The following is a 19,634-nucleotide window of genomic DNA, read 5'->3' on the forward strand; positions in this document are numbered from 1 at the left end:
AAGAAACAGAAAAGTGAATTTTAAAAGACAAAGTAAAAATTACAAAAATCAAATATTAGGATAAGTTCTTAAATTTTAATGGTGAAGTCCGGGCATGCTTTTTAAAGAAGTTATTAAAATGAGCAGGCTGCTCAAAACCTAATGTATAGCCAATCTGGGCGATATCCCAATTGGTGTACTTCAGCAGATTTTTAGACTCTTCAAACATCTTTTCTTTAATAATCTGTGTTGTAGTAAGATGGGTTACAGATTTTACCGAAGAATTCAAATGATTGACATGTACATTCAGATGCTCAGCAAAGTCCGAAGGAGTTTTTAAAGCCAGCGGATAAGCAGGAGAGTCCAACGGAAACTGCTTGTTGAGCAGTTCATCAAATAGTTTGTAGAGACGTACATTTGCGGGAAGTTCATTAGGATTGATATCTTCCACACGGTTTTCCATTGCAAGGTGCATGACGGATGCGAGATTGCTTTTGATACTGCTGCACCGGAAAGGATAGGCGGAATAATTATTCATTTTGTAAATCTGGTCAAAATAAAGGGTGGCCAGCTGAGTCTGTTCTTCCGTCAGAAAAACGACCGGTTTGCTCCATTCTTTGAACATTGAAGTCTTTTTAAACAGATTAAATTCTGAATTTCCATTAAAAAACTCTTGATTGAACAGACAGAAATACCCTTCCTGAAGATCACTGTCACACTCCCAGGAATATGGAATGCTTGGAGAAGGAAAGAATAATGCCGGACGGTCAATATACAGCTGATGTGCCCCATAATGAATGGTTCCTTTTCCAATGATAAAACTGATTTTATAATAATCGCGGCGGTTGTAAGGACTCTTAAAACTGCAGTACTTCCGCATTGAAATGTTGAAATGAGACTTGCCCATCTCAAAATCCTCAGAATCAAACATCTTGATCTGGTTCTTACGAATACGTTTGTAATAATCTTCTATGGTTTCCAGCTGATCACTCATAAGTAAAAATTATAAAAATCAAAGATATGCAAACTATTGCTTACTTAAGATTATTTTAAGTGAGATAATCAAAATAAGAATAATAGTCTACTTCAATATTAAAAACGATCCATTATAAGATATACGCATTGCAAGTATTATAAAATATACACAAACATCTGTGAAAATCCGTGCAATCTGTGGTTAAAACTAACTTTTATTAATTTCCAGTTCCAAAATATGTGATGGCAGCTGAAAAGGACCTGCCTTTGAACCAGCTGCAGCAATAAACCCGGACTCTTTTAAAAATTCCAAAAGCGGATCATGATCCAGCATATTGATCCATACGATATCCGTAAAGCTCACTGCCGATCTGCATTTTTTCCAAAGTGACTGTCTTGTTTCAGGAGAATCAAATGCTGAAAGAATCACAAAACTGATTTCTGTTGCTCTTTTTCCATCCGGAATTCCGGGATGCAGAGAACCGCTTTTGATGATGCTGTATCCAACAGGTTTCTGATCTGCATACGCCATGATCAATTGGTTGGAAAGATCATTCAGATCATTGATCATCTTTCTCGGATCTATTTCATTGTGAATATATTTTTTAATGTTTTCCTCACTTACAAAGTCTTTATGCAGTGTATAAACGGAAGAATCAATAATGGTTATAAGATCAGAAATTCCCTCCTCAGAACCTACTGTAAATTTTGAAATGATATCCATGGGATCTTTTTTATTCAAAATTATAAGATTAATCTGTTCAAAAGGGATACAGTTTGCTAAAATATGATCGGTACAGAAGAGTGTTTTTGTAAATTTGTACAGTACAGTTGATGTGTTATGGCGAAATCTTATAAGTATGAAATTTTTACAGCAGTCATTGAGGAACAGATCCACAGTGGGATTTTGCAGGAAAAAGACAGGCTTCCTTCCGTTCGGGAAATTAAAGAAAAGTATAAGCTCAGTACGAGTTCGGTGCAAAGTGGTTTTGAATACCTTATGATTAAAGGTTTGATCAAGAGTTATCCAAGGTCAGGATATTTTGTTGCAGAAATTCAGGAAGAGAATATTCCGGAAAGCATAACAAAACTGCCTGTGGTAGTAAGAGATGAAGGATTTATGAAAAATATAATGCTGACTTCCAAAAGGACTTCAGAGTTCAGTTCTTTCAATACAGCCGTGCCCGGAGATCTGCTCATTCCGCAAAAACTCATCCTCAGGACGATGCAGGAAGTGATTCGTGAAAAAGGAGCATCATTGCTCAGGTATTATCCGTCAAACGGTCTGGAACCATTAAGGAAGCAGATTGCAAAACAAATGGGAATTTATGGCTGTACTTTAAATCCTGATAAAATAATCATTACTGACGGTGCACTACAGGCTCTCACAATTGCTTTGAAATCCATTACCAAAGCCGGAGATGTAGTCGCTGTTGACAGTCCGTGCGTTTTTTCTGTACTGGAAGTAATTGCCCATCTGGAACTGAAAGTGGTAGAGATTCCCATGCACTACAGAAGCGGTTTTGATACGGAATATTTAAGAACAGCCTGTCAGGAAAATAACATTCGTGCCCTTATCATAACTCCGAATTTTCATAATCCCACAGGAATGGTGATGGATGATGAAACGAAAAAAGAAATCCTTGGTATTGCGGAAACCCATCAGTTGTGTATCATTGAAAATGATATGTATTCTGATCTTTATTTTGGCGAACAAAGACCCCGCTGTATAAAAAGCTTCGATAAAAACGGAAGCGTGATGACCTATTCATCATTTTCAAAAACATTGGCACCAGGAATACGTTTAGGCTGGCTTTATGCTGGAGATTTTTATTCAAAATCCGAAAGAGTCAGGTTTGCATTGGGACGAACGGTTTCTCCCATCTATCAGGAACTGGTTTTGAAATTACTGCAGGGAAACAGCTATGAAAGACACCTTCGGGCATTCCGGAAGAAACTCAGCCAGCAGGCGGTACAGGTGTTGGAAGCTTTAAGAACTTCCTTTCCTGAAGGTTCTTATTTTCATAGACCTCAGGGTGGTTACAGCATTTGGGGACGGCTTCCGAAGCATACGGATATGGGGAAGTTCTATGAATATTGTGAAAAGCACCAGATTTTATTTACTCCGGGAGATACGTTTTCGTTCACGGATAAATATCATTACCATTTCCGGGTGGTTTTTTCAGAAAGAATCACTCCCGAAAGCATAATTTTATTAGGAAATGCAGGTGAAAAGGCTCGAGAACTATTACTTGGAACATAAGAACTTTATCCAAAGTAAAAGATTTTGAACTTCAATTGATATGTACAAAGCTAGGTTTTTATGAAATGTTGGACATAAAGGATTGGCTTTTGTAGATAAAGTTTAATTGAGACCATATTGCACATTCTTACTTTTGTCAATTTCCAATTGTGGGATATTATCAATCATTTTAAAATCAAAGCCGTCAATCCATTTTTCTTTGCTAAGGTCAATATCTTCACCGGAAATGATATGTTTCTGAAAGAAATAGGTAATATCTTTATCCAGATATTGCTGAGCTATATCAAGAAAAAATTCATCTGTAAACTTGAGTTTCTTTTCCGTACATATCTTCAATAATTCACGCATCAGGACATCCAGAGATTTTTTGTAACGGGTTTTCAATAAAATCTGATTATCCAGCCAGAAAGCAAAAATAGCACCCCTCCTGTAGGGCACCTTTTCTACATCACGGCTTTTCCAGAAATCATCTTTTATTTTATAATTCGGAATATTTCGCTGTGGATTTTTCCAATGATTTTGAAAGACTTCAATATTGAATAAGGTAAGCCATTCATCTATAGAAATATCTTTGATCCGTAGTCTGTTTTTATAAGTATAATAATCGGTAAAGCCTTCGCTAAACCAATAATTAAGCTCTTCGTTTTTATTTTGAATTTTATTTCCAATCCATTCGTGCATCAACTCATGATGAAGAAGATAAAGGTAAGCATTTTTATTGTTGAAAGGATTATTCGTTCCCTGAATCATAAATGCATTTTTGATAGCAGACCCTGTTGAGTTATATCCTTTGAAAAGACTGTCTTTTTGTGAAACGGTAGGAGTTAGGGTAACAGTATAATAATCCTGTTCATAATCTTTCCAGAAATCTCTTTGTGACTGTATTGCTTTTTTGAGGTTTGAAAATAGAAACTCATCCGTAAATCCGTTTTGCCACTGATCTCTTAATGCAAGATAAACAGGTTTGTTTTGTATTTTAAAAGAATAAAATCTGTAGTCACCTCCTATAAACAATGAGTTGTAAAATCCTTCCCAAAGTGTTGTTTTGATGTTCTGAGCCCTAGCTTGTGTAGCAAAATTATTGTGGAGTCTGAATTTCATAGGGAAGTTTATCCATTCAAGGGAAAATTCAAATTCCCTGTCTTCTGGAATCTTTGTAAATGATATGGGTACGATGAATAGATTTTTACCCAAGACGTGGAAGAATGTATTGTTAATCCTGGGACGGTTGAATATTTTATAAACAGGATCTTTAAAATCCTGTTTTATATGATAAATAAGAGAAATTCTATTTCCTGTTTTCATCCTGATCTTTATCTTACTCTTTTCAGGGAGGGCTTCAAAAGTTATATCCGGATTTTCGTCTTTTGATATTGTAAGATTGTTAAAGAGATTATTTTCACCCCAGTTTTCATTGGCAAAATAAAAGGAGATGGTATCTGACGGCTTTTTAAGGATGTAATCAACCTGAACTTTTAGCCCGTTTTGCTCAAGATCTGCATCATAATAGATTTTATAATTTATTTTGTTCTGAGAATAGGTGAGCAGGGGTAATAATAAAGCCAGGATGAATAATTTTTTAAACATGGATAGGTCGTTTTTTTCAAATTTATAATAAAATTCGAAAATTTCAGTGTAGTTAATGTTTTTATACGATGTGCAAACTTAAAAATGATAAAAATACAACCAGAGATTCTAGTGTCATTTTTGTCGGTAAATTATTTTTGTAAAATGAAGATTTAGAAACCAAAATAATGAGAAAAATAACAAAATAAATTCCTTTAAGAAATTTTCAGATAATGATTGGAACCTTGGTCTATGAGCATTTTAAGAGGTTAAATTATCTAAAAATACACTTTTATGGGGCTGGAAGTGAATGTTTTTAATTATTTAGCTTAAACTTTTTTCACTCCAGCTAGGCTGGAATCACCATAAAACCTATATTTGCAGCCTAAATTTTTAAATAAATGAAAGAACTAATTGAAAAAATCAACGCAGAATTTGAAGCGTTCACAACTGAGGCAAACCAACAAGCAGAAAAAGGTAACAAAGCAGCTGGTACAAGAGCTCGTAAAGCAGCTTTAGAACTAAGCAAATTGTTCAAAGACTTCAGAAAAGTTTCTGTAGAAGAAGCTAAAAAATAATTCACTTTTAGCCGGCTTTTGAAGCCGGCTTTTTTTTGCTCCGAATTTAAAGTTCATGTGTGTTAAAAACTCCCAGTTTCAGGGGTTTATTTGCTGAAATTTAATATTTTAAAGTTAAATATTATTAAATTGTATTAAAATCCAGTTTTCTTTACACTTCTGAGTATATATTTGTACTATTATTAAAACTAATACAACAATACCCATGAAGTTCTTTTATTTGTTATTTATTCTATTTTTTGGTGTTTTTTCTGCCCAGAAAATAAGGGTAGTAGATTCCGAAAATGGAAATCCAATTCCCAATGCCAGAATTATTCTTCAGGATCAGATTATTTATACCAATGAAGACGGTTTTGCTCCCATGAATCCGGATGCTGCTGATTTTGAAATTTCTGCCTCAGGTTTTCAGAAAGAGAAATTCCATACTTTTAATGCTCAGGTAAAACTTAAACCCATTTATAAAGATATTGGCGAAGTCAAAATCGTGAATGTAGACATCAAAAAAATCTTTGAAGATGTCAGTAAAAATTATGATAAGAGATATTATGATGAACCTTCTCTTTATGACATTGTCTACAAGGAAAAAGGGTTTGATAATAATAAACTCTATTTTCTGGTTATTGCAGAAGCCAAGTTTTGGAGTAAGAATAACCATTATAATTTCAAAGATGGATACCGGAAAAAATACGATGACATTCTCCAGATGCAGCTGAACAACGTTAAATACCTGAAAAGGGTAAAGTCCGACAGCATTTTCAATGCAAAAACCGATGAATTTAATCATGAATATCTGGGTAATTTCTTTCTCAACTATGAACTGTACAGGGTACTTCAGCATTTGAGGATGAAAGACTGTAAATATAATGGGAGACTCATTTTTGAAGAAGGAGATGAACAGCTGATTACCTTTAAAATTGAATCAGGAAGAGGAATCCAGATGAAAGGAGAATTTAAATATAATAAGGTGGATAAAGTGATTACTTACTTTGAAACCAATTATTATCAGACAGATTTTCCCACCATGAAGAAAACAGCGACTGATGGAAGAGAATTTCAGTATAAGTTAGGAGATGCTACGCTTATTTTTGATTTTTATAAGAAAGATGGAGTCTATGTTCCCGCACTCACGAGATTGGAAGGGGATGGTTTTACCGTTTTTTATAAAGATGAAACCCATGTAAGAAAATTCAGTCGTGAGATTATTTATAATACCTTTACCAAAGCTGATAAGAAAGGGCTTAATCCTAAAGTTAATTTCAATATCAGTATTTGGGATAATGTTCCTGTAAAAGAAGAAAAAGCAGGAACAACACTGCTCTCGCAGGAAGAACAGGCATTTCTCAATGGGAAATAAGAGTATCGTTTCTGTAAAATTAAAAGACCATCAATACGATGGTTTTTTTTATGAATTATAGTTATGAATTGAAAAAATTAATAACAGGCCTAAAAAAGAGCTTTTTTAAGTTCAATTTTTCATCATCTCCTTAATTTCCTTTATCTTTAAACCAATCAATATATATTATGAGGATAAATAGATTTTTTGCAGTGCCTGCAGTAATGCTGGCTGCTCAGTTTTCCTGGGCTCAGGTAAAGGTTGACCCAAAAGAAAGGCTAAACCCTATCGTAAAAAGTTTTGTAGATGAAGTAAATAACAATTCCCAACTGGAAAACCTGGCGTATGAGTTGTTAGACGGTATTGGGCCGCGTCTTGTAGGAACTCCCGAAATGCTTGCAGCCAACGAATGGAGTGCTGGCAAACTTCGTTCATGGGGAGTAGATGCCAATCTTCAGCAGTTTGGAACATGGAAAGGGTGGCAGAGAGGTACCACCCATGTGGATATGACGTATCCGCGTGTAAAATCTCTGGCTGCTACACAGCTTGCATGGAGCCCTGCTACTAAGAAAGCGGTTGAGGCAGAAGTCATTATTCTTCCAAAAGTATCATCCAAAGCAGAATTTGATCAATGGCTTCCTTCTGTGAAAGGAAAAATAGTGCTAATGGCACAGTATCAGAAAATTGGGCGTTCTGATGAACAAATCAAGGAATTTGCTACTCCTGAGCTGTATGAAAAGCTTAAAGCAGAAAAAGAACAGGCAGCTAAAGATTTCACTGCTTATGTGAAGAATATCGGATATGACAACAACAGTCTTCCGGAGGCTTTGGAAAAAGCAGGTGCAGCAGGAATTGCTATTTCAAACTGGACAGGAATTATGGGAGCTAACAGAATATTCGGAGCAAAAACAACCAAAATTCCTATGATTGATATTGATGTGGAAGATTACGGAATGCTCTACAGAATGGCAGAAAAAGGAACACTTCCTAAAATAAAAATTGATGCCCAGTCTAAAATACTTCCTGAAGCCAAAAGTTTTAACACCATTGGCATGATCAAAGGAAAAGAAAAACCGGATGAATATGTAATTCTTTCTGCTCACCTTGATTCATGGGACGGAGCTCAGGGTGCTACAGATAATGGAACGGGAACGATCACCATGCTTGAAACCATGAGGATCCTGAAGAAATATTATCCTAATAACAAGAGAACTATCGTAATCGGACTTTGGGGAAGTGAAGAGCAGGGATTAAATGGTTCCAGAGGTTTTGTGGCGGATAATCCCCAGATTATAAAAGGGGTTCAGGCTGCTTTTAATCAGGATAATGGAACAGGGCGTGTTGTGAATATCAGCGGTCAGGGATTTGTAAAAGCTTATGATTATATCGGAAAGTGGCTTGATGGAGTTCCGAAAGCGGTAAAGAGTCATATCAAAACTGATTTTCCTGGAATGCCTGGTGGAGGAGGTTCTGACCATGCTTCATTTGTGGCAGCCGGAGTGCCAGGATTTTCTTTAGGTTCTCTGAACTGGGGTTATTTCGGGTATACATGGCATACGACAAAAGATACCTATGACAAAATTGTTTTTGATGAGGTGAAAAATAACGTGATTTTAACAGCTGCACTAGCTTATATGGCATCTGAAGATCCGGAATTTACCAACAGAGAAAAGAGAGCAATGCCTCAGGATGATAAAGGAGAAACTGTAAAATGGCCGGAAGTAAAAGAACCCAGAAGAAGTTCTAAGGATTATAAATAAAGGATTTCTACTGTATAAGAGTAAAAAGGCTGTCTTAATGGGCAGCCTTTTTAGTTTCGTGTTGAAGCGATTCCTGTTTTTTTATTTTGTTCTAAGCATAAATCTTCATTATTTTATAATACCAGATAGGTCTGAAAAAGTAAGAATTGTTGGTTCATAAAGTGAATCAGCCAGTTTTCCAAATCCATACTTACAGAAAATAAATGGCAATCCGTTTTCATGTGCGGAGTCATGATCGGTCTGAGTATCTCCAATGTAGATGGAATCTTCGATAGATAGCTGATTTCTTTCCATGAGGAGCTGTATATTTTCAGATTTTGGTTTTTGAGTTCTTCCATGAGATTCAAAATCAACAAACAGATCATTGAACTGATAATAGTCTAAAAATGATTCAATATAACCGTCCTGGCAGTTACTTACAATGAAAAGAGAGTGAGTGCTGGCAAGACTCTTTAAAGTTTCTTCTGCACCTTCATATAAAATCCCACCTTGTATATGCAGTATTTTATTTTCTTCGGCTACAATTTCAGAAAGAAGTTCTTGTACCTGCAGGTCTGAAATGCCCGGAATAATATCTTTTACAATATCATGAGCCAATAATCCCATATATTGATTCATATCTTCAGGCTTAAGTTCTCTTTGGAGCAGCTGATGTCTGCCCAAAACTTCATTCCATATTGTAATGATGGTCGCTCTGGAATCCCATAATGTGCCGTCAAGATCGAAAATTAAATTCTTTGTGTTCAAATATGTTAATATTTATTTTTTGATAGTTTCAATTTATTATGAATTTTCAGTTTCTAAGAAGAGTTGCGAAAGATTTTCCTTTCTTTCTGAATGAATTATCATGAATGTATTTTCATAGCGGCTTACATAATTCTTCGTTTTTTCAATAATAAATTGAATAAGTGCTTGTAATTTGATAGGATTACTGTGTAAAAGCTGCAGGAATTCAACATCAGAAAAATCTATGGGGTAAGATTCGAAAATCCCAAAATCTTCTATACCTCTCCACCAGCCATTGATTTTTATATTTGGAATATGCTTTTTGAATAGTGGAAGATCTTGGTTCTCAAAATCTAACATTCCAATAAAGAGATTATTTTGATTATTTCCCCATCCGCTAAAAGGCTCTAATCCGAAACAACTGATTTGTTTACTGTCTTCTTTGAACTCTTTTAAACTAAACCAGATATGAGAATTTTTCTCTTCTGCTGCATTATGATTTTCAAAGAAATAGTATTTTTCGTTATAAATTTTTTCTAGCTCTCTTTTTAATTCACTTCTGATTTTATTTAAAATAATAGCCTTAGCTGCTTGAAAATTGTCTGCTATTTCTTTAGCGCTTTTCAAATCTTGCAGGAGTAGATTTTTTATTTCCTCACCCATGTCATTATTTACTGTTTGGTTGGTTAGTTTCTTTATGAGATGCAGATATTGTTTAATTGATTCTCTTAAAACAGGTTGCTCTACAGATTCTTTATGGCATTTCTCAAGCCATTTTTTAATATGGTCTTTATAAGTAATTAAATGAAAATCTATATTAGACTTTAGTGTCCCTTTACTTTCATCAGAAGGCTCAGTCCCGAATAAATTCAAATAAATTAAAACGGCTTGTCTATAATGATTTTTATACCTTTCAAGTTGGGCTTCCTGATCAGATGCATAAATTTTATTTTCTATGATAATGGTATGTTTTCCATCCTCGATAATAATATCTATAAATCCTCCTGTTTTTCCTTCTATGTCTACAGTTCCTAAATATTTTTCAAGAGTTATATTGGCATTTTCAAAATTGAAATCCTTAATAGAGTGTAAACATTTTATTTCATTGAAAAACAATTTTAGAAAAATATTACCTTGTCCGTGAGTTCCTTTGATATTTAAAAGTTCACCTATTATTGCAGAATGAGTATATCTTTCATTGGTTTCCATTCTCATAATTGAGAAAAGGTTAAAATTTTCGCCAGTAACTTGGGCAATATCATTATATTTCTTTGAGATAATAGAAATGTTTGTCAGTAGATGTTTTATCGTTGAAAGCTGTATATTCTCCATAATTACAGAATCATGCTCAGTTGTACTCTTTTTCTCGCTTCATCTACTTCTGTTACCTTTACACGGACATGCTGGTGAAGTTTTACCACTTCGTTGACATCCGATACAAAACCGTCTTTCAGCTGGGAAATATGAACCAATCCGCTTTCTTTGATTCCAAGATCTACAAAACATCCGAAAGCCGTAATATTATTGACGATGCCGGGAAGAATCATGCCTGCCTTTAAATCTTTAATGCTTTTAACAGTAGGATCAAACTCAAATACTTTGGCAGCCTTTCTTGGATCCAGACCCGGTTTTTCAAGCTCTTTTAAAATATCTTTGATCCCTAGGATCCCGATTTCACCTGTGATATAACTTTCCGGTTTTACCAGAGCTATTTTTTCTTTATTGGCGATCAGTTCATGAGTTTTAATGCCTAAGTCTTTGGCTATTTTTTCTACAATTCCATAAGCTTCGGGATGTACAGCGGAATTATCCAATGGGTTTTTAGCATTTGCAATTCTTACAAAAGCGGCCGCCTGCTGAAAGGCTTTTTCTCCAAGTCTCGGAACTTTTTTAAGCTGTTTTCTGTCTTCAAATGCTCCGTTTTCAGCGCGGTAATTGACAATGTTTTCAGCCATTTTCTCTCCAATTCCTGAAACATAGCTTAAAAGCGACTTACTTGCTGTATTTAAATTAATTCCCACAGAATTTACACATTTCATCACAGTAGAATCCAGTTCATTTTTCAGTTGAGTCTGATCTACATCATGTTGGTACTGTCCAACCCCAATAGATTTAGCATCAATCTTTACCAATTCAGCTAACGGATCAGAAAGCCTTCTTCCTATAGAAACAGCTCCACGCACTGTTACATCATATGTTGGAAACTCTTCTCGTGCAATTTTACTGGCAGAATATACTGAAGCTCCGGCTTCTGAAACTACAAAAACCTGCAGCGGCTTATCGAAAGCAATCTTTTTGATGAAAAATTCTGTTTCACGGCTTGCTGTTCCGTTCCCGATAGAGATCGCTTCAATATTATAAGCATTCACCATAGAACGAATCTTTTTCATTGCCATTCCGCTTTCATTCTGCGGAGCATGAGGATATAAGGTTTCGTTGTGTAATAAATCTCCTTTTTCATCCAGGCACACTACTTTACATCCGCTTCGGTATCCCGGATCAATCGCCAGAATCCTTTTCTCTCCCAAAGGAGGAGCAAGAAGAAGTTGGCTTAAATTCTCAGAGAAAATTTCAATGGCTTTTTTATCTGCTTTTTCTTTGGCTTCCTGTAGGGCTTCATTGGAGATAGCAGGTTCCAGAAGTCTTTTATAGCTGTCTTTTATCGCCACTGCAATTTGGTCTGAGCTTTCATTATTAGATTTGATAATAGCCTTTTCAATGAAGTCAATAGCTTCCTCTTTGTCTATTCCTACGTTTGTTTTTACAAATCCTTCAGCTTCTGCTCTTAACATCGCCAGAAGTCTGTGAGAAGGTGTTCTGTTAAGACTTTCTTCCCATTCAAAATATTGGGAGAATTTCTGGGCATCTTCCTCATCTTTTTTAGCTTTCACAACTTTGGAGGTAATAACTGCCTTACGTTGAAACAGTCTGCGGAGGTTCTTGCGGACGTACATATTCTCGTTGATCCATTCTGCCATGATGTCTCTTGCACCCTGAAGTGCTTCCTCTTCAGATGAAACTTCATTGTTCAGGTATTTTGAAGCCAGAAACTGAATGTCATTATTTTTCTGACTCATAATAATCCTTGCTAAAGGTTCCAGCCCTTTTTCCTTGGCGGTATCCGCCTTTGTTTTTTTACGTTTTTTGAAAGGCAGATAAAGGTCTTCCAGCTCCTGGATGTCAAAGCTGTCTTCAATTCTCAGTTTAAGCTCAGGAGTTAAGGCATTCTGTTCTTCTATAGATTTTAAGATAGATTCTTTTCTCTTAACGATTTCATCAAACTGCTTACTGATCTTTGAGATCTGTTCGATTTGTATTTCATCGAGATTTCCGGTTTTGTCTTTTCGATAACGGGAAATAAAGGGAATGGTGCAGTCTTCTGCTAATAATTGTAATGTATTGTTGATGCTCTTTTCAGAAATATTGAGCTCTTTCTGTATAAATTCTACGGTCGTCATTGTTCTGTTTTCGGATAGCTAAAATAGGGTTTTGGAATGAGAAATAATAAATACGGAATCGATTAATCTCTTTATTTTTTTAGTACTATATTATTCTTCTCCATTTATTTCCTCAAATCTGATTTAACTATATAATAATTAATTTTTAAATCTATGTTTATTGCAATTTTGTATTTAAATATTTACTTACTTATGTTGAATTAAAAAACTAATAACTCACTGTAATAAATATGAAAAAAATATTTACCCTATTCATTTGTTGTTATTTTATAATATCTTGTACATATTCTAATTATGAAGAGCCTAAAAAATGTAATTGTATGGTACAGGAATATGAGAGGACTGTAATTTTAAAAAATGATCATGATGGAACCTATGTTGATTATTCAGATACAGGTTGGATGGCTAAAGGAGATCCTCAGAAAGATAATACAGCTGAATGCTTTAGAAATGGGACTCAGAAGAATAAGGAATTCTCGAGCAGTTATGATTCTCAATATAGATATGAGGTATATCGAAAATGGATGTATGATTGCAAATAATGATAGAATTTTACATTTCTTGATATATGTTAAGATGATGCAAAGAAGGTTTTTCTATTTTTGTACCCGAAAACAAAATTTCAATAAACTTTTTTAAAACAGTTCAATATGAAAAAAATTAGCGTAATTGCATTAGTAGGAGTAGGATTGCTTTTAGCATCATGTGATAAAGGAAAATCTGCAGAGACTGCTGCTACTGCTCAGGAACAAACCGTAGCAGAAAGCAAAGGAGAAACACTTGCAGTAGATACAGTAGGTTCAGTAGTAAACTGGAAGGCTACCCACAAAGGAGGAATGGCTCCACGTTGGGGGACTCTTACCGTAAAGTCTGGAGATCTTAGCATTGATGGAGGTCAGGTTTCTGCTGGAAACTTTGTAATCGATATGAACTCTATCAAAGTAGATCCGGCTTCAGTAACAGAAAAAGATAAAAAACCTGCAGAACTTGAAACTCACTTGAAAAGCGCTGACTTCTTTGATACAGCGAAAAACCCAACTTCAGATTTTAAAATTACAAGCGTTACAGATCTGAAAGAAGCACCAAAAGATGCTGTAGCAGGAGCTAATAAAACAGTAAGCGGAAACCTTACATTATCAGGAAAAACAATGAATGTTACTTTCCCTGCTAAAGTAGATGCAACTGAAAACTCAGCGGCTATTCAGGCTAAATTTACAGTAAACAGAGCAGATTGGGGACTTAAATTCGGTACTTCAGAAGCAGATCCTGCAGAATGGATGATCAGCAAAGATATCGAGATCGCTATCGACGTAAAAGCAAAAAAATAAGTTATTTAAATCTTAGTAACAATTGAGCTGCCCTCATCAAGGCAGCTCTTTTTATTTTGAGTCTCTTTTTAGTCATTCCAAAAGAAATCAGTTCAAAATGTTTGAATTTTGAATTCTCACACAATATTCACTCCCGAGATACAGAGGATTGCCATGTTTCTCAGACCAGAAACCATCCAGTATATCCTTACTTAGACAGCGGTATACAGCCACTCCTTTATAGATTGTATGATCGTCTCCTTCGTAATTGAAGTTGATGACTAAAATATGGTCTTTGTAAAATCCTGTACCATTTTGCAGATGATCACCAATCATCCATTGGGTAATAATTCGGTTGTTTTCATCAGTAGATAAAGTCAATATACCATGATAAGTTGGCAGGGAAGACTCCTCTTGGTTGCTTCCTTCAATAGAGTAGGTTCCCACAAGATCGTGTACTGTCATTCATTTATTTTTATGGAAGGCAAATTTAAAACATTAAGATCATATTAAGATTAAGCTTTACTTTTGCATCAAAATAATTGAGTATGATTCCTTTTCTGCTGGTAATGAACCTTATTACATTTGGTGTTTTTGGTTTTGATAAATGGCAAGCCAGAAAACATCAATGGCGAATTTCTGAAAATACTCTTTTGGGAATTTCTCTGCTGGGTGGAATCATTGGAGCAGCCTCTGGAATGATTATTTTCAACCATAAAGTTTCTAAAAAATCCTTTCTAATGAAATTCATTCTTGTTGTCTTAATAGATCTGGTTTTGTTTTATAGGTTGATAAGACATTGACATTGAAAATGTTAAATATTTTAATAATATACTGAGTGTTGAGTTTTTTTTATAATTTTATCAAGCTAATAACAAATAAATAAAACAACATGAGAAATCTTAGAAAAATTTCCAGAACGGAAATGAAATCAGTTCAGGGAGGAATTGTTAAAGGAATGGTAAGATGTAAAGATGCCGATACATGTGCCGTAAGATGGGGCTGGGGAACCGGATTCTCCAGCAATTGTGGCGAATTTGACATTATATGTGGAGAACCGCCTGCAGTAGATCCATGTGAAGTACAGATCTGTATATAGATAGATTAAAGAGTGTTTTTTGAACACTCTTTTTTTATTGTCTTGTAAATAAGTATTTTAAACATAATATTAAATATTTGTATAAGTAAATATTTTTTCATTAAAAATCACTACTTTTGCACCCGTAAAAATCTTTTATGCAAAACATTAGAAATATTGCGATTATCGCACACGTTGACCACGGAAAGACGACTTTGGTTGACAAGATCATTCACGCTACCAACATTTTCAGAGAAAATCAGGAGAGTGGGGAGTTAATTATGGATAACAACGATCTTGAAAGAGAAAGAGGGATCACAATCTTATCCAAGAATATTTCTGTTACTTATAAAGACACAAAAATTAACGTAATTGATACTCCTGGTCACGCCGATTTTGGTGGAGAAGTAGAAAGAGTATTGAAAATGGCTGATGGAGTTATTTTGTTGGTAGATGCGTTCGAAGGACCAATGCCACAAACAAGATTCGTACTACAGAAAGCATTGGAATTAGGATTGAGACCACTAGTGGTGATCAATAAAGTAGATAAACCAAACTGCCGTCCTGACGAAGTTCATGATAAAGTATTTGATTTGTTCTTCAACCTTGAGGCTACTGAAGAGCAATTGGATTTCCCTACATTCTACGGATCTTCAAAACAAGGTTGGTTCAATACTTCATTAGAGCAGACTGAAGATATTTTACCATTATTAGATGGTATCTTACAATATGTTCCTGAACCGAAAATAACAGAAGGAAATCTTCAGATGCAGATTACTTCTCTTGACTTCTCTTCTTTCTTAGGAAGAATTGCAATCGGGAAAGTGACAAGAGGTGAGATCAAAGAATCTCAGTGGATTGGTCTTGCACAGGCAGAAGGTAAAATTGTAAAAGGAAAAGTAAAAGAACTTTACGTTTTCGAAGGATTAGGAAAGAAAAAAGTAACTGAAGTAAAAGCAGGAGATATCTGTGCTGTAGTAGGTTTTGATGCTTTCCAGATTGGTGATTCATTCGTTGATCTTGAAAATCCTGAGCCATTGGAAAGAACTGCAATTGACGAGCCTACGTTGAACATGACGTTCTCTATCAACAATTCACCTTTCTTCGGTAAAGATGGTAAATATGTTACTTCAAATCACCTGAAAGAAAGATTAACAAAAGAATTAGAGAAAAACCTTGCATTAAGAGTTCAGCAGACTGACGATGCTAATACATTCCTGGTATTCGGTAGAGGTATTCTTCACCTATCAGTTTTGATCGAAACAATGAGAAGAGAAGGATATGAAATGACAATTGGTCAGCCACAGGTTATCTTCAAAGAAATTGACGGTGAAAAATGTGAGCCTTACGAATCTTTGGTTGTTGACGTTCCTGAAGAATTTGCTTCAAGAGTAATCGACTTGGCAACTCAGAGAAAAGGTGACCTTCACATCATGGAAACTAAAGGTGAAATGCAGCACATGGAGTTTGAAATTCCTTCAAGAGGTTTGATCGGACTACGTTCTCAAATGTTGACAGCTACTGCAGGGGAAGCTATTATGGCACACCGTTTCACAGAATATAAGCCTTTCAAAGGAACTATTCCTGGAAGAAACAATGGAGTTTTGATCAGCAAAACTACAGGTCCTGCTACAGAATATTCTATTGCTAAGCTACAGGATAGAGGTAAGTTCTTCGTTGATCCGGGTGAGGAAATCTATACAGGGATGATCATCGGTGAACAAAACAAACCTGGAGACCTGGTTGTAAATATCGTAGAAGCAAAACAGTTGAACAACATGAGAGCTTCTGGAAAAGATAAAGATACTGGTGTTGCTCCGAAAATCTTATTCTCTCTTGAAGAGTGTATGGAATACATCCAGGGTGATGAAGCGATTGAGGTAACTCCAAACTTCATCAGAATGAGAAAGAAAATCCTTTCTGAAGAAGAAAGAAAAAGAGTAGAAAGATCTGCAAAAGCATAATAAAAATCTTATACATAAAATCAAAGCCTCGATTTTCGAGGCTTTTTTTCTGTGTCAACCCATTAAAATGCTTATTTTGGCATAATAATCTCTGAAAATGAAAATAAATTTTAAAGTAGTTTTGTGACTATGAGAATGAATAAATTAAAACTTATCGTTTTATTGGGCGTTTTTGCATCTTACACTACCTCATGTTCCGTTCAGAACAATGTTGTAAAAACACCTTCAACGAAGAATCCGACAAAACCCACCAACAATACAACCCCACCCAAAGTACCTGTCGTAACAACAAAACCTACTACAGGAACTATAGCTCCAACTGAAGAAAATTTCAGAACCAATCTTCCGGAAATCAAAAGGGAATTCCGTGGAGCATGGATTGCGAGTGTAGCCAATATCAACTGGCCTTCAAGAAATGATCTTACGGTGGAACAGCAGAAAGCAGAAGCAATAAGTATGCTTGATATGCTGAGAGATAACAATTTCAATGCTGCTATTTTTCAGATCAGACCTTCCGCAGATGCTCTCTATACAAGTAATCTCGAACCATGGTCTTACTTTCTGACCGGTGAAACAGGAAAGGCTCCTTCTCCGAATTATGATCCACTTCAGTTTTGGATTGAAGAGGCCCACAAAAGAGGCCTGGAACTGCATGTCTGGTTAAATCCTTACCGGGCTCACCATACCAATGGAGGAGCTGTGAGTAATCTCTCAATGGTCAATAAGCTATCCGATATTGTTTTAAGATTAAAAAATGGAATGTACTGGTTTGATCCCGCCAATCCAAAAACACAAGGTCACGTATCCAATGTAGTAAGAGATATTGTTAAAAGATATGATATTGATGCAGTGCATTTCGATGATTATTTTTATCCTTATGCCACCTACAATAAAGGTGCAGATTTTCCTGATAATGCAAGTTGGAATGCTTATGTAAGCAGTGGTGGCACTTTATCAAGAGCAGACTGGAGAAGAGATAATGTGAATAAATTTGTTGAGCGTATCTATAAAGAAATTCACGCAGAAAAAAATAATGTAAGATTCGGAATCAGTCCGTTTGGAATATGGAAGCCTGGATATCCTGCAGGAGTGGTGGGATCTTCACAATATGACGAGTTATATGCAGATGCTAAATTATGGCTAAATAAAGGCTGGGTAGATTACTTTTCACCGCAGCTTTACTGGCCTGTCGATTCCAAAGGACAAAGTTTTGAGGCTCTGTTAAGCTGGTGGCAGTCCGAAAATACAATGAACCGTCACTTATGGCCAGGATTGAATACTGTTGAAATTAAAGTATCAGACCGTCCCGCGGAAATCAAAAATCAGATTGCGATTTCAAGAAATATCCTGAAAAATGATGCCGGAGAAATTCACTGGAGTATTGCCGGGCTTACTAAAAATCCAAATATGCTGCCTGCTTTGAAAAACGGACCATACAGTGAAAAAGCATTAGTGCCAAAATCTCCATGGATAAAGGCCGTTCCACTGCAGACTCCTACATTGTTTATTGCTGACAACGGAAGCTTTGCACAAACAAGCTGGAGTACAAAAAATGCCGCTGATGTTTTTCAGTGGGTTCTTTTTACGCAGTACAATGGAATATGGCAAACCGAAATTTTAACGCTGGATACCCTTTCAAAAGACATTCCTAAATTTAAAGACGGTAAAAAGCTGAGTGCGGTTGCTATAAAAGCTATTGACAGATTAGGAAATGAAAGTGATTATATCGCCAGAAAGATCAAATAATATTGTAGCAAAAAAGCAAACAGTTTGTCATTGCGAATCATTAGGTGAAGCAATCTAAAAGATGGTATTTTACAACATCTAAATAATACCTTACATAAAAAATAAAATAAAACCAGTTCCAAAAAGAGCTGGTTTTATTTTAGAATAACTATAAATTATTAGCTTAAATCATTGAAAATCAGATGTATTTTAAGGTTGGTCATTAGTTTGTATTTACAATAATAACCTTATCGGAATCGTTTTTGCATGATTTATCCCATAATCACCAAAATATAACATTATGAATACTAAAAGACTTTCCGCAAAAATGGAAAAAGCACTTAGTGACCAGATGAATAAGGAGATTCATGCATCACACATTTTTTTATCTTATGGAATTTGGGCTGATGATAAAGGTTATCAGGGAATAGCGAACTTCCTTTACCGTCATTCTCAGGAAGAAAGAAATCATTCTATCAAATTCATGGAATATATTTTAAACCGAGGTGGAAAACCTAAAGTAAATGCTATTCCAGCACCTCCAGCTGATCCTAAAACACTCACGGCCTGTTTTGATGGTGTTTTTAAACATGAAGTTGACAATACTACTGCTATTTACAAAATTGTAGATCTTTCCATGGAAGAAAAAGACTGGGCAACCTGGAACTTTATGCAGTGGTTTGTACAGGAACAGATTGAAGAAGAGACATTAGCTCAAAACTTAATTGATAAATTGAAAATTGCAGGTGGTGACAGGGCTACTGACGAATCTTTATTTACCTTAGATAAAACTTTACAGGAAGCACCGAATGAAGTTCCGCTGGCTCAGAATGCTACGGGAAACAATCCATAAAAACAAACGGTGAATCCGAACCTTTTGAAAATCTGTCAGAATATTGACAGATTTTTTTATTATGAAACT

18 protein-coding genes are annotated in these 19,634 nt (G+C 35.4%); 11 read left to right on the forward strand and 7 right to left on the reverse strand.

Annotation, left to right across the window (positions count from 1 at the left end; genetic code table 11):
• Positions 1-55: 55 nt before the first annotated feature.
• A complete protein-coding gene (locus tag SFA27_RS09315) occupies positions 56-973 on the reverse strand; it encodes a helix-turn-helix domain-containing protein (protein ID WP_047377488.1) in 918 nt (305 codons plus the stop codon).
• A 189-nt stretch (positions 974-1,162) separates the two neighbouring features.
• Positions 1,163-1,678 carry a hypothetical protein gene (locus SFA27_RS09320; protein WP_407297861.1) on the reverse strand — a complete coding sequence of 172 codons (516 nt, stop codon included), beginning with the start codon at positions 1,676-1,678 and terminating at the stop codon, positions 1,163-1,165.
• A 117-nt stretch (positions 1,679-1,795) separates the two neighbouring features.
• Between SFA27_RS09320 and SFA27_RS09325 the strand changes: the two genes are divergently transcribed.
• Entirely contained in the window at positions 1,796-3,217 is a 1,422-nt protein-coding gene (locus tag SFA27_RS09325) for a PLP-dependent aminotransferase family protein (protein WP_407297863.1), read from the forward strand.
• Between the two features lie 102 nt (positions 3,218-3,319).
• Here the strand turns inward: SFA27_RS09325 and SFA27_RS09330 are convergent, their stop codons facing one another.
• Complete coding sequence (locus SFA27_RS09330; RefSeq protein ID WP_407297865.1) at positions 3,320-4,804, reverse strand: M1 family aminopeptidase; 1,485 nt, start codon at positions 4,802-4,804, stop codon at positions 3,320-3,322.
• 380 nt (positions 4,805-5,184) lie between these two features.
• Here SFA27_RS09330 and SFA27_RS09335 point away from each other — a divergent pair, with 380 nt between their 5' ends.
• From SFA27_RS09335 to SFA27_RS09345, 3 genes are all read left to right on the forward strand, one after another.
• Positions 5,185-5,361 (forward strand): histone H1, encoded by a 177-nt coding sequence (locus SFA27_RS09335; protein WP_047377485.1) that lies wholly within the window; start codon positions 5,185-5,187, stop codon positions 5,359-5,361.
• A gap of 205 nt (positions 5,362-5,566) precedes the next feature.
• Entirely contained in the window at positions 5,567-6,715 is a 1,149-nt protein-coding gene (locus tag SFA27_RS09340) for a carboxypeptidase-like regulatory domain-containing protein (RefSeq protein ID WP_407297867.1), read from the forward strand.
• Between the two features lie 167 nt (positions 6,716-6,882).
• Positions 6,883-8,454, forward strand: a complete 1,572-nt coding sequence (locus SFA27_RS09345) for a M20/M25/M40 family metallo-hydrolase (protein ID WP_047377483.1) — start codon at positions 6,883-6,885, stop codon at positions 8,452-8,454.
• Positions 8,455-8,562: 108 nt separating this feature from the next.
• Here the strand turns inward: SFA27_RS09345 and SFA27_RS09350 are convergent, their stop codons facing one another.
• Genes SFA27_RS09350 through SFA27_RS09360 form a run of 3 tightly spaced genes read right to left on the reverse strand, consistent with a single transcriptional unit; the run spans position 8,563 to position 12,638 of the window.
• The gene (locus SFA27_RS09350; RefSeq protein WP_407297869.1) at positions 8,563-9,201 is read right to left on the reverse strand and encodes an HAD family hydrolase; all 639 of its coding nucleotides are present in this window, start codon (positions 9,199-9,201) and stop codon (positions 8,563-8,565) included.
• Positions 9,202-9,237: 36 nt separating this feature from the next.
• On the reverse strand, positions 9,238-10,512 hold the full coding sequence (locus SFA27_RS09355; protein ID WP_407297871.1) for a PD-(D/E)XK nuclease family protein: 1,275 nt from the start codon (positions 10,510-10,512) through the stop codon (positions 9,238-9,240).
• Between the two features lie 2 nt (positions 10,513-10,514).
• Positions 10,515-12,638 carry a Tex family protein gene (locus SFA27_RS09360; protein ID WP_407297873.1) on the reverse strand — a complete coding sequence of 708 codons (2,124 nt, stop codon included), beginning with the start codon at positions 12,636-12,638 and terminating at the stop codon, positions 10,515-10,517.
• Positions 12,639-12,958: 320 nt separating this feature from the next.
• On the opposite strand from SFA27_RS09360, the gene SFA27_RS09365 reads away from it, so the two are divergent.
• The gene (locus SFA27_RS09365) at positions 12,959-13,180 is read left to right on the forward strand and encodes a hypothetical protein (protein WP_407297875.1); all 222 of its coding nucleotides are present in this window, start codon (positions 12,959-12,961) and stop codon (positions 13,178-13,180) included.
• A 108-nt stretch (positions 13,181-13,288) separates the two neighbouring features.
• The gene (locus SFA27_RS09370) at positions 13,289-13,966 is read left to right on the forward strand and encodes a YceI family protein (protein ID WP_407297877.1); all 678 of its coding nucleotides are present in this window, start codon (positions 13,289-13,291) and stop codon (positions 13,964-13,966) included.
• An 87-nt stretch (positions 13,967-14,053) separates the two neighbouring features.
• On the opposite strand, the gene SFA27_RS09375 is transcribed toward SFA27_RS09370, so the two are convergent.
• Entirely contained in the window at positions 14,054-14,410 is a 357-nt protein-coding gene (locus SFA27_RS09375; RefSeq protein ID WP_407297879.1) for a hypothetical protein, read from the reverse strand.
• A gap of 83 nt (positions 14,411-14,493) precedes the next feature.
• On the opposite strand from SFA27_RS09375, the gene SFA27_RS09380 reads away from it, so the two are divergent.
• The 5 genes from SFA27_RS09380 to SFA27_RS09400 all read left to right on the forward strand — a co-directional run bounded on the left by SFA27_RS09380 (position 14,494) and on the right by SFA27_RS09400 (position 19,565).
• Positions 14,494-14,748 carry a DUF1294 domain-containing protein gene (locus tag SFA27_RS09380; protein WP_047377477.1) on the forward strand — a complete coding sequence of 85 codons (255 nt, stop codon included), beginning with the start codon at positions 14,494-14,496 and terminating at the stop codon, positions 14,746-14,748.
• An 89-nt stretch (positions 14,749-14,837) separates the two neighbouring features.
• Complete coding sequence (locus SFA27_RS09385; protein ID WP_047377476.1) at positions 14,838-15,044, forward strand: bacteriocin-like protein; 207 nt, start codon at positions 14,838-14,840, stop codon at positions 15,042-15,044.
• 137 nt (positions 15,045-15,181) lie between these two features.
• The gene (typA, locus tag SFA27_RS09390) at positions 15,182-16,987 is read left to right on the forward strand and encodes a translational GTPase TypA (protein ID WP_264517714.1); all 1,806 of its coding nucleotides are present in this window, start codon (positions 15,182-15,184) and stop codon (positions 16,985-16,987) included.
• 129 nt (positions 16,988-17,116) lie between these two features.
• Complete coding sequence (locus SFA27_RS09395) at positions 17,117-18,733, forward strand: glycoside hydrolase family 10 protein (protein ID WP_407297882.1); 1,617 nt, start codon at positions 17,117-17,119, stop codon at positions 18,731-18,733.
• A 280-nt stretch (positions 18,734-19,013) separates the two neighbouring features.
• Entirely contained in the window at positions 19,014-19,565 is a 552-nt protein-coding gene (locus SFA27_RS09400) for a ferritin (protein WP_047377473.1), read from the forward strand.
• The last annotated feature ends 69 nt before the right edge of the window (positions 19,566-19,634 follow it).

It is taken from the genome of Chryseobacterium sp. HR92 (assembly GCF_045689405.1).
Lineage (GTDB): Bacteria > Bacteroidota > Bacteroidia > Flavobacteriales > Weeksellaceae > Chryseobacterium > Chryseobacterium viscerum_A.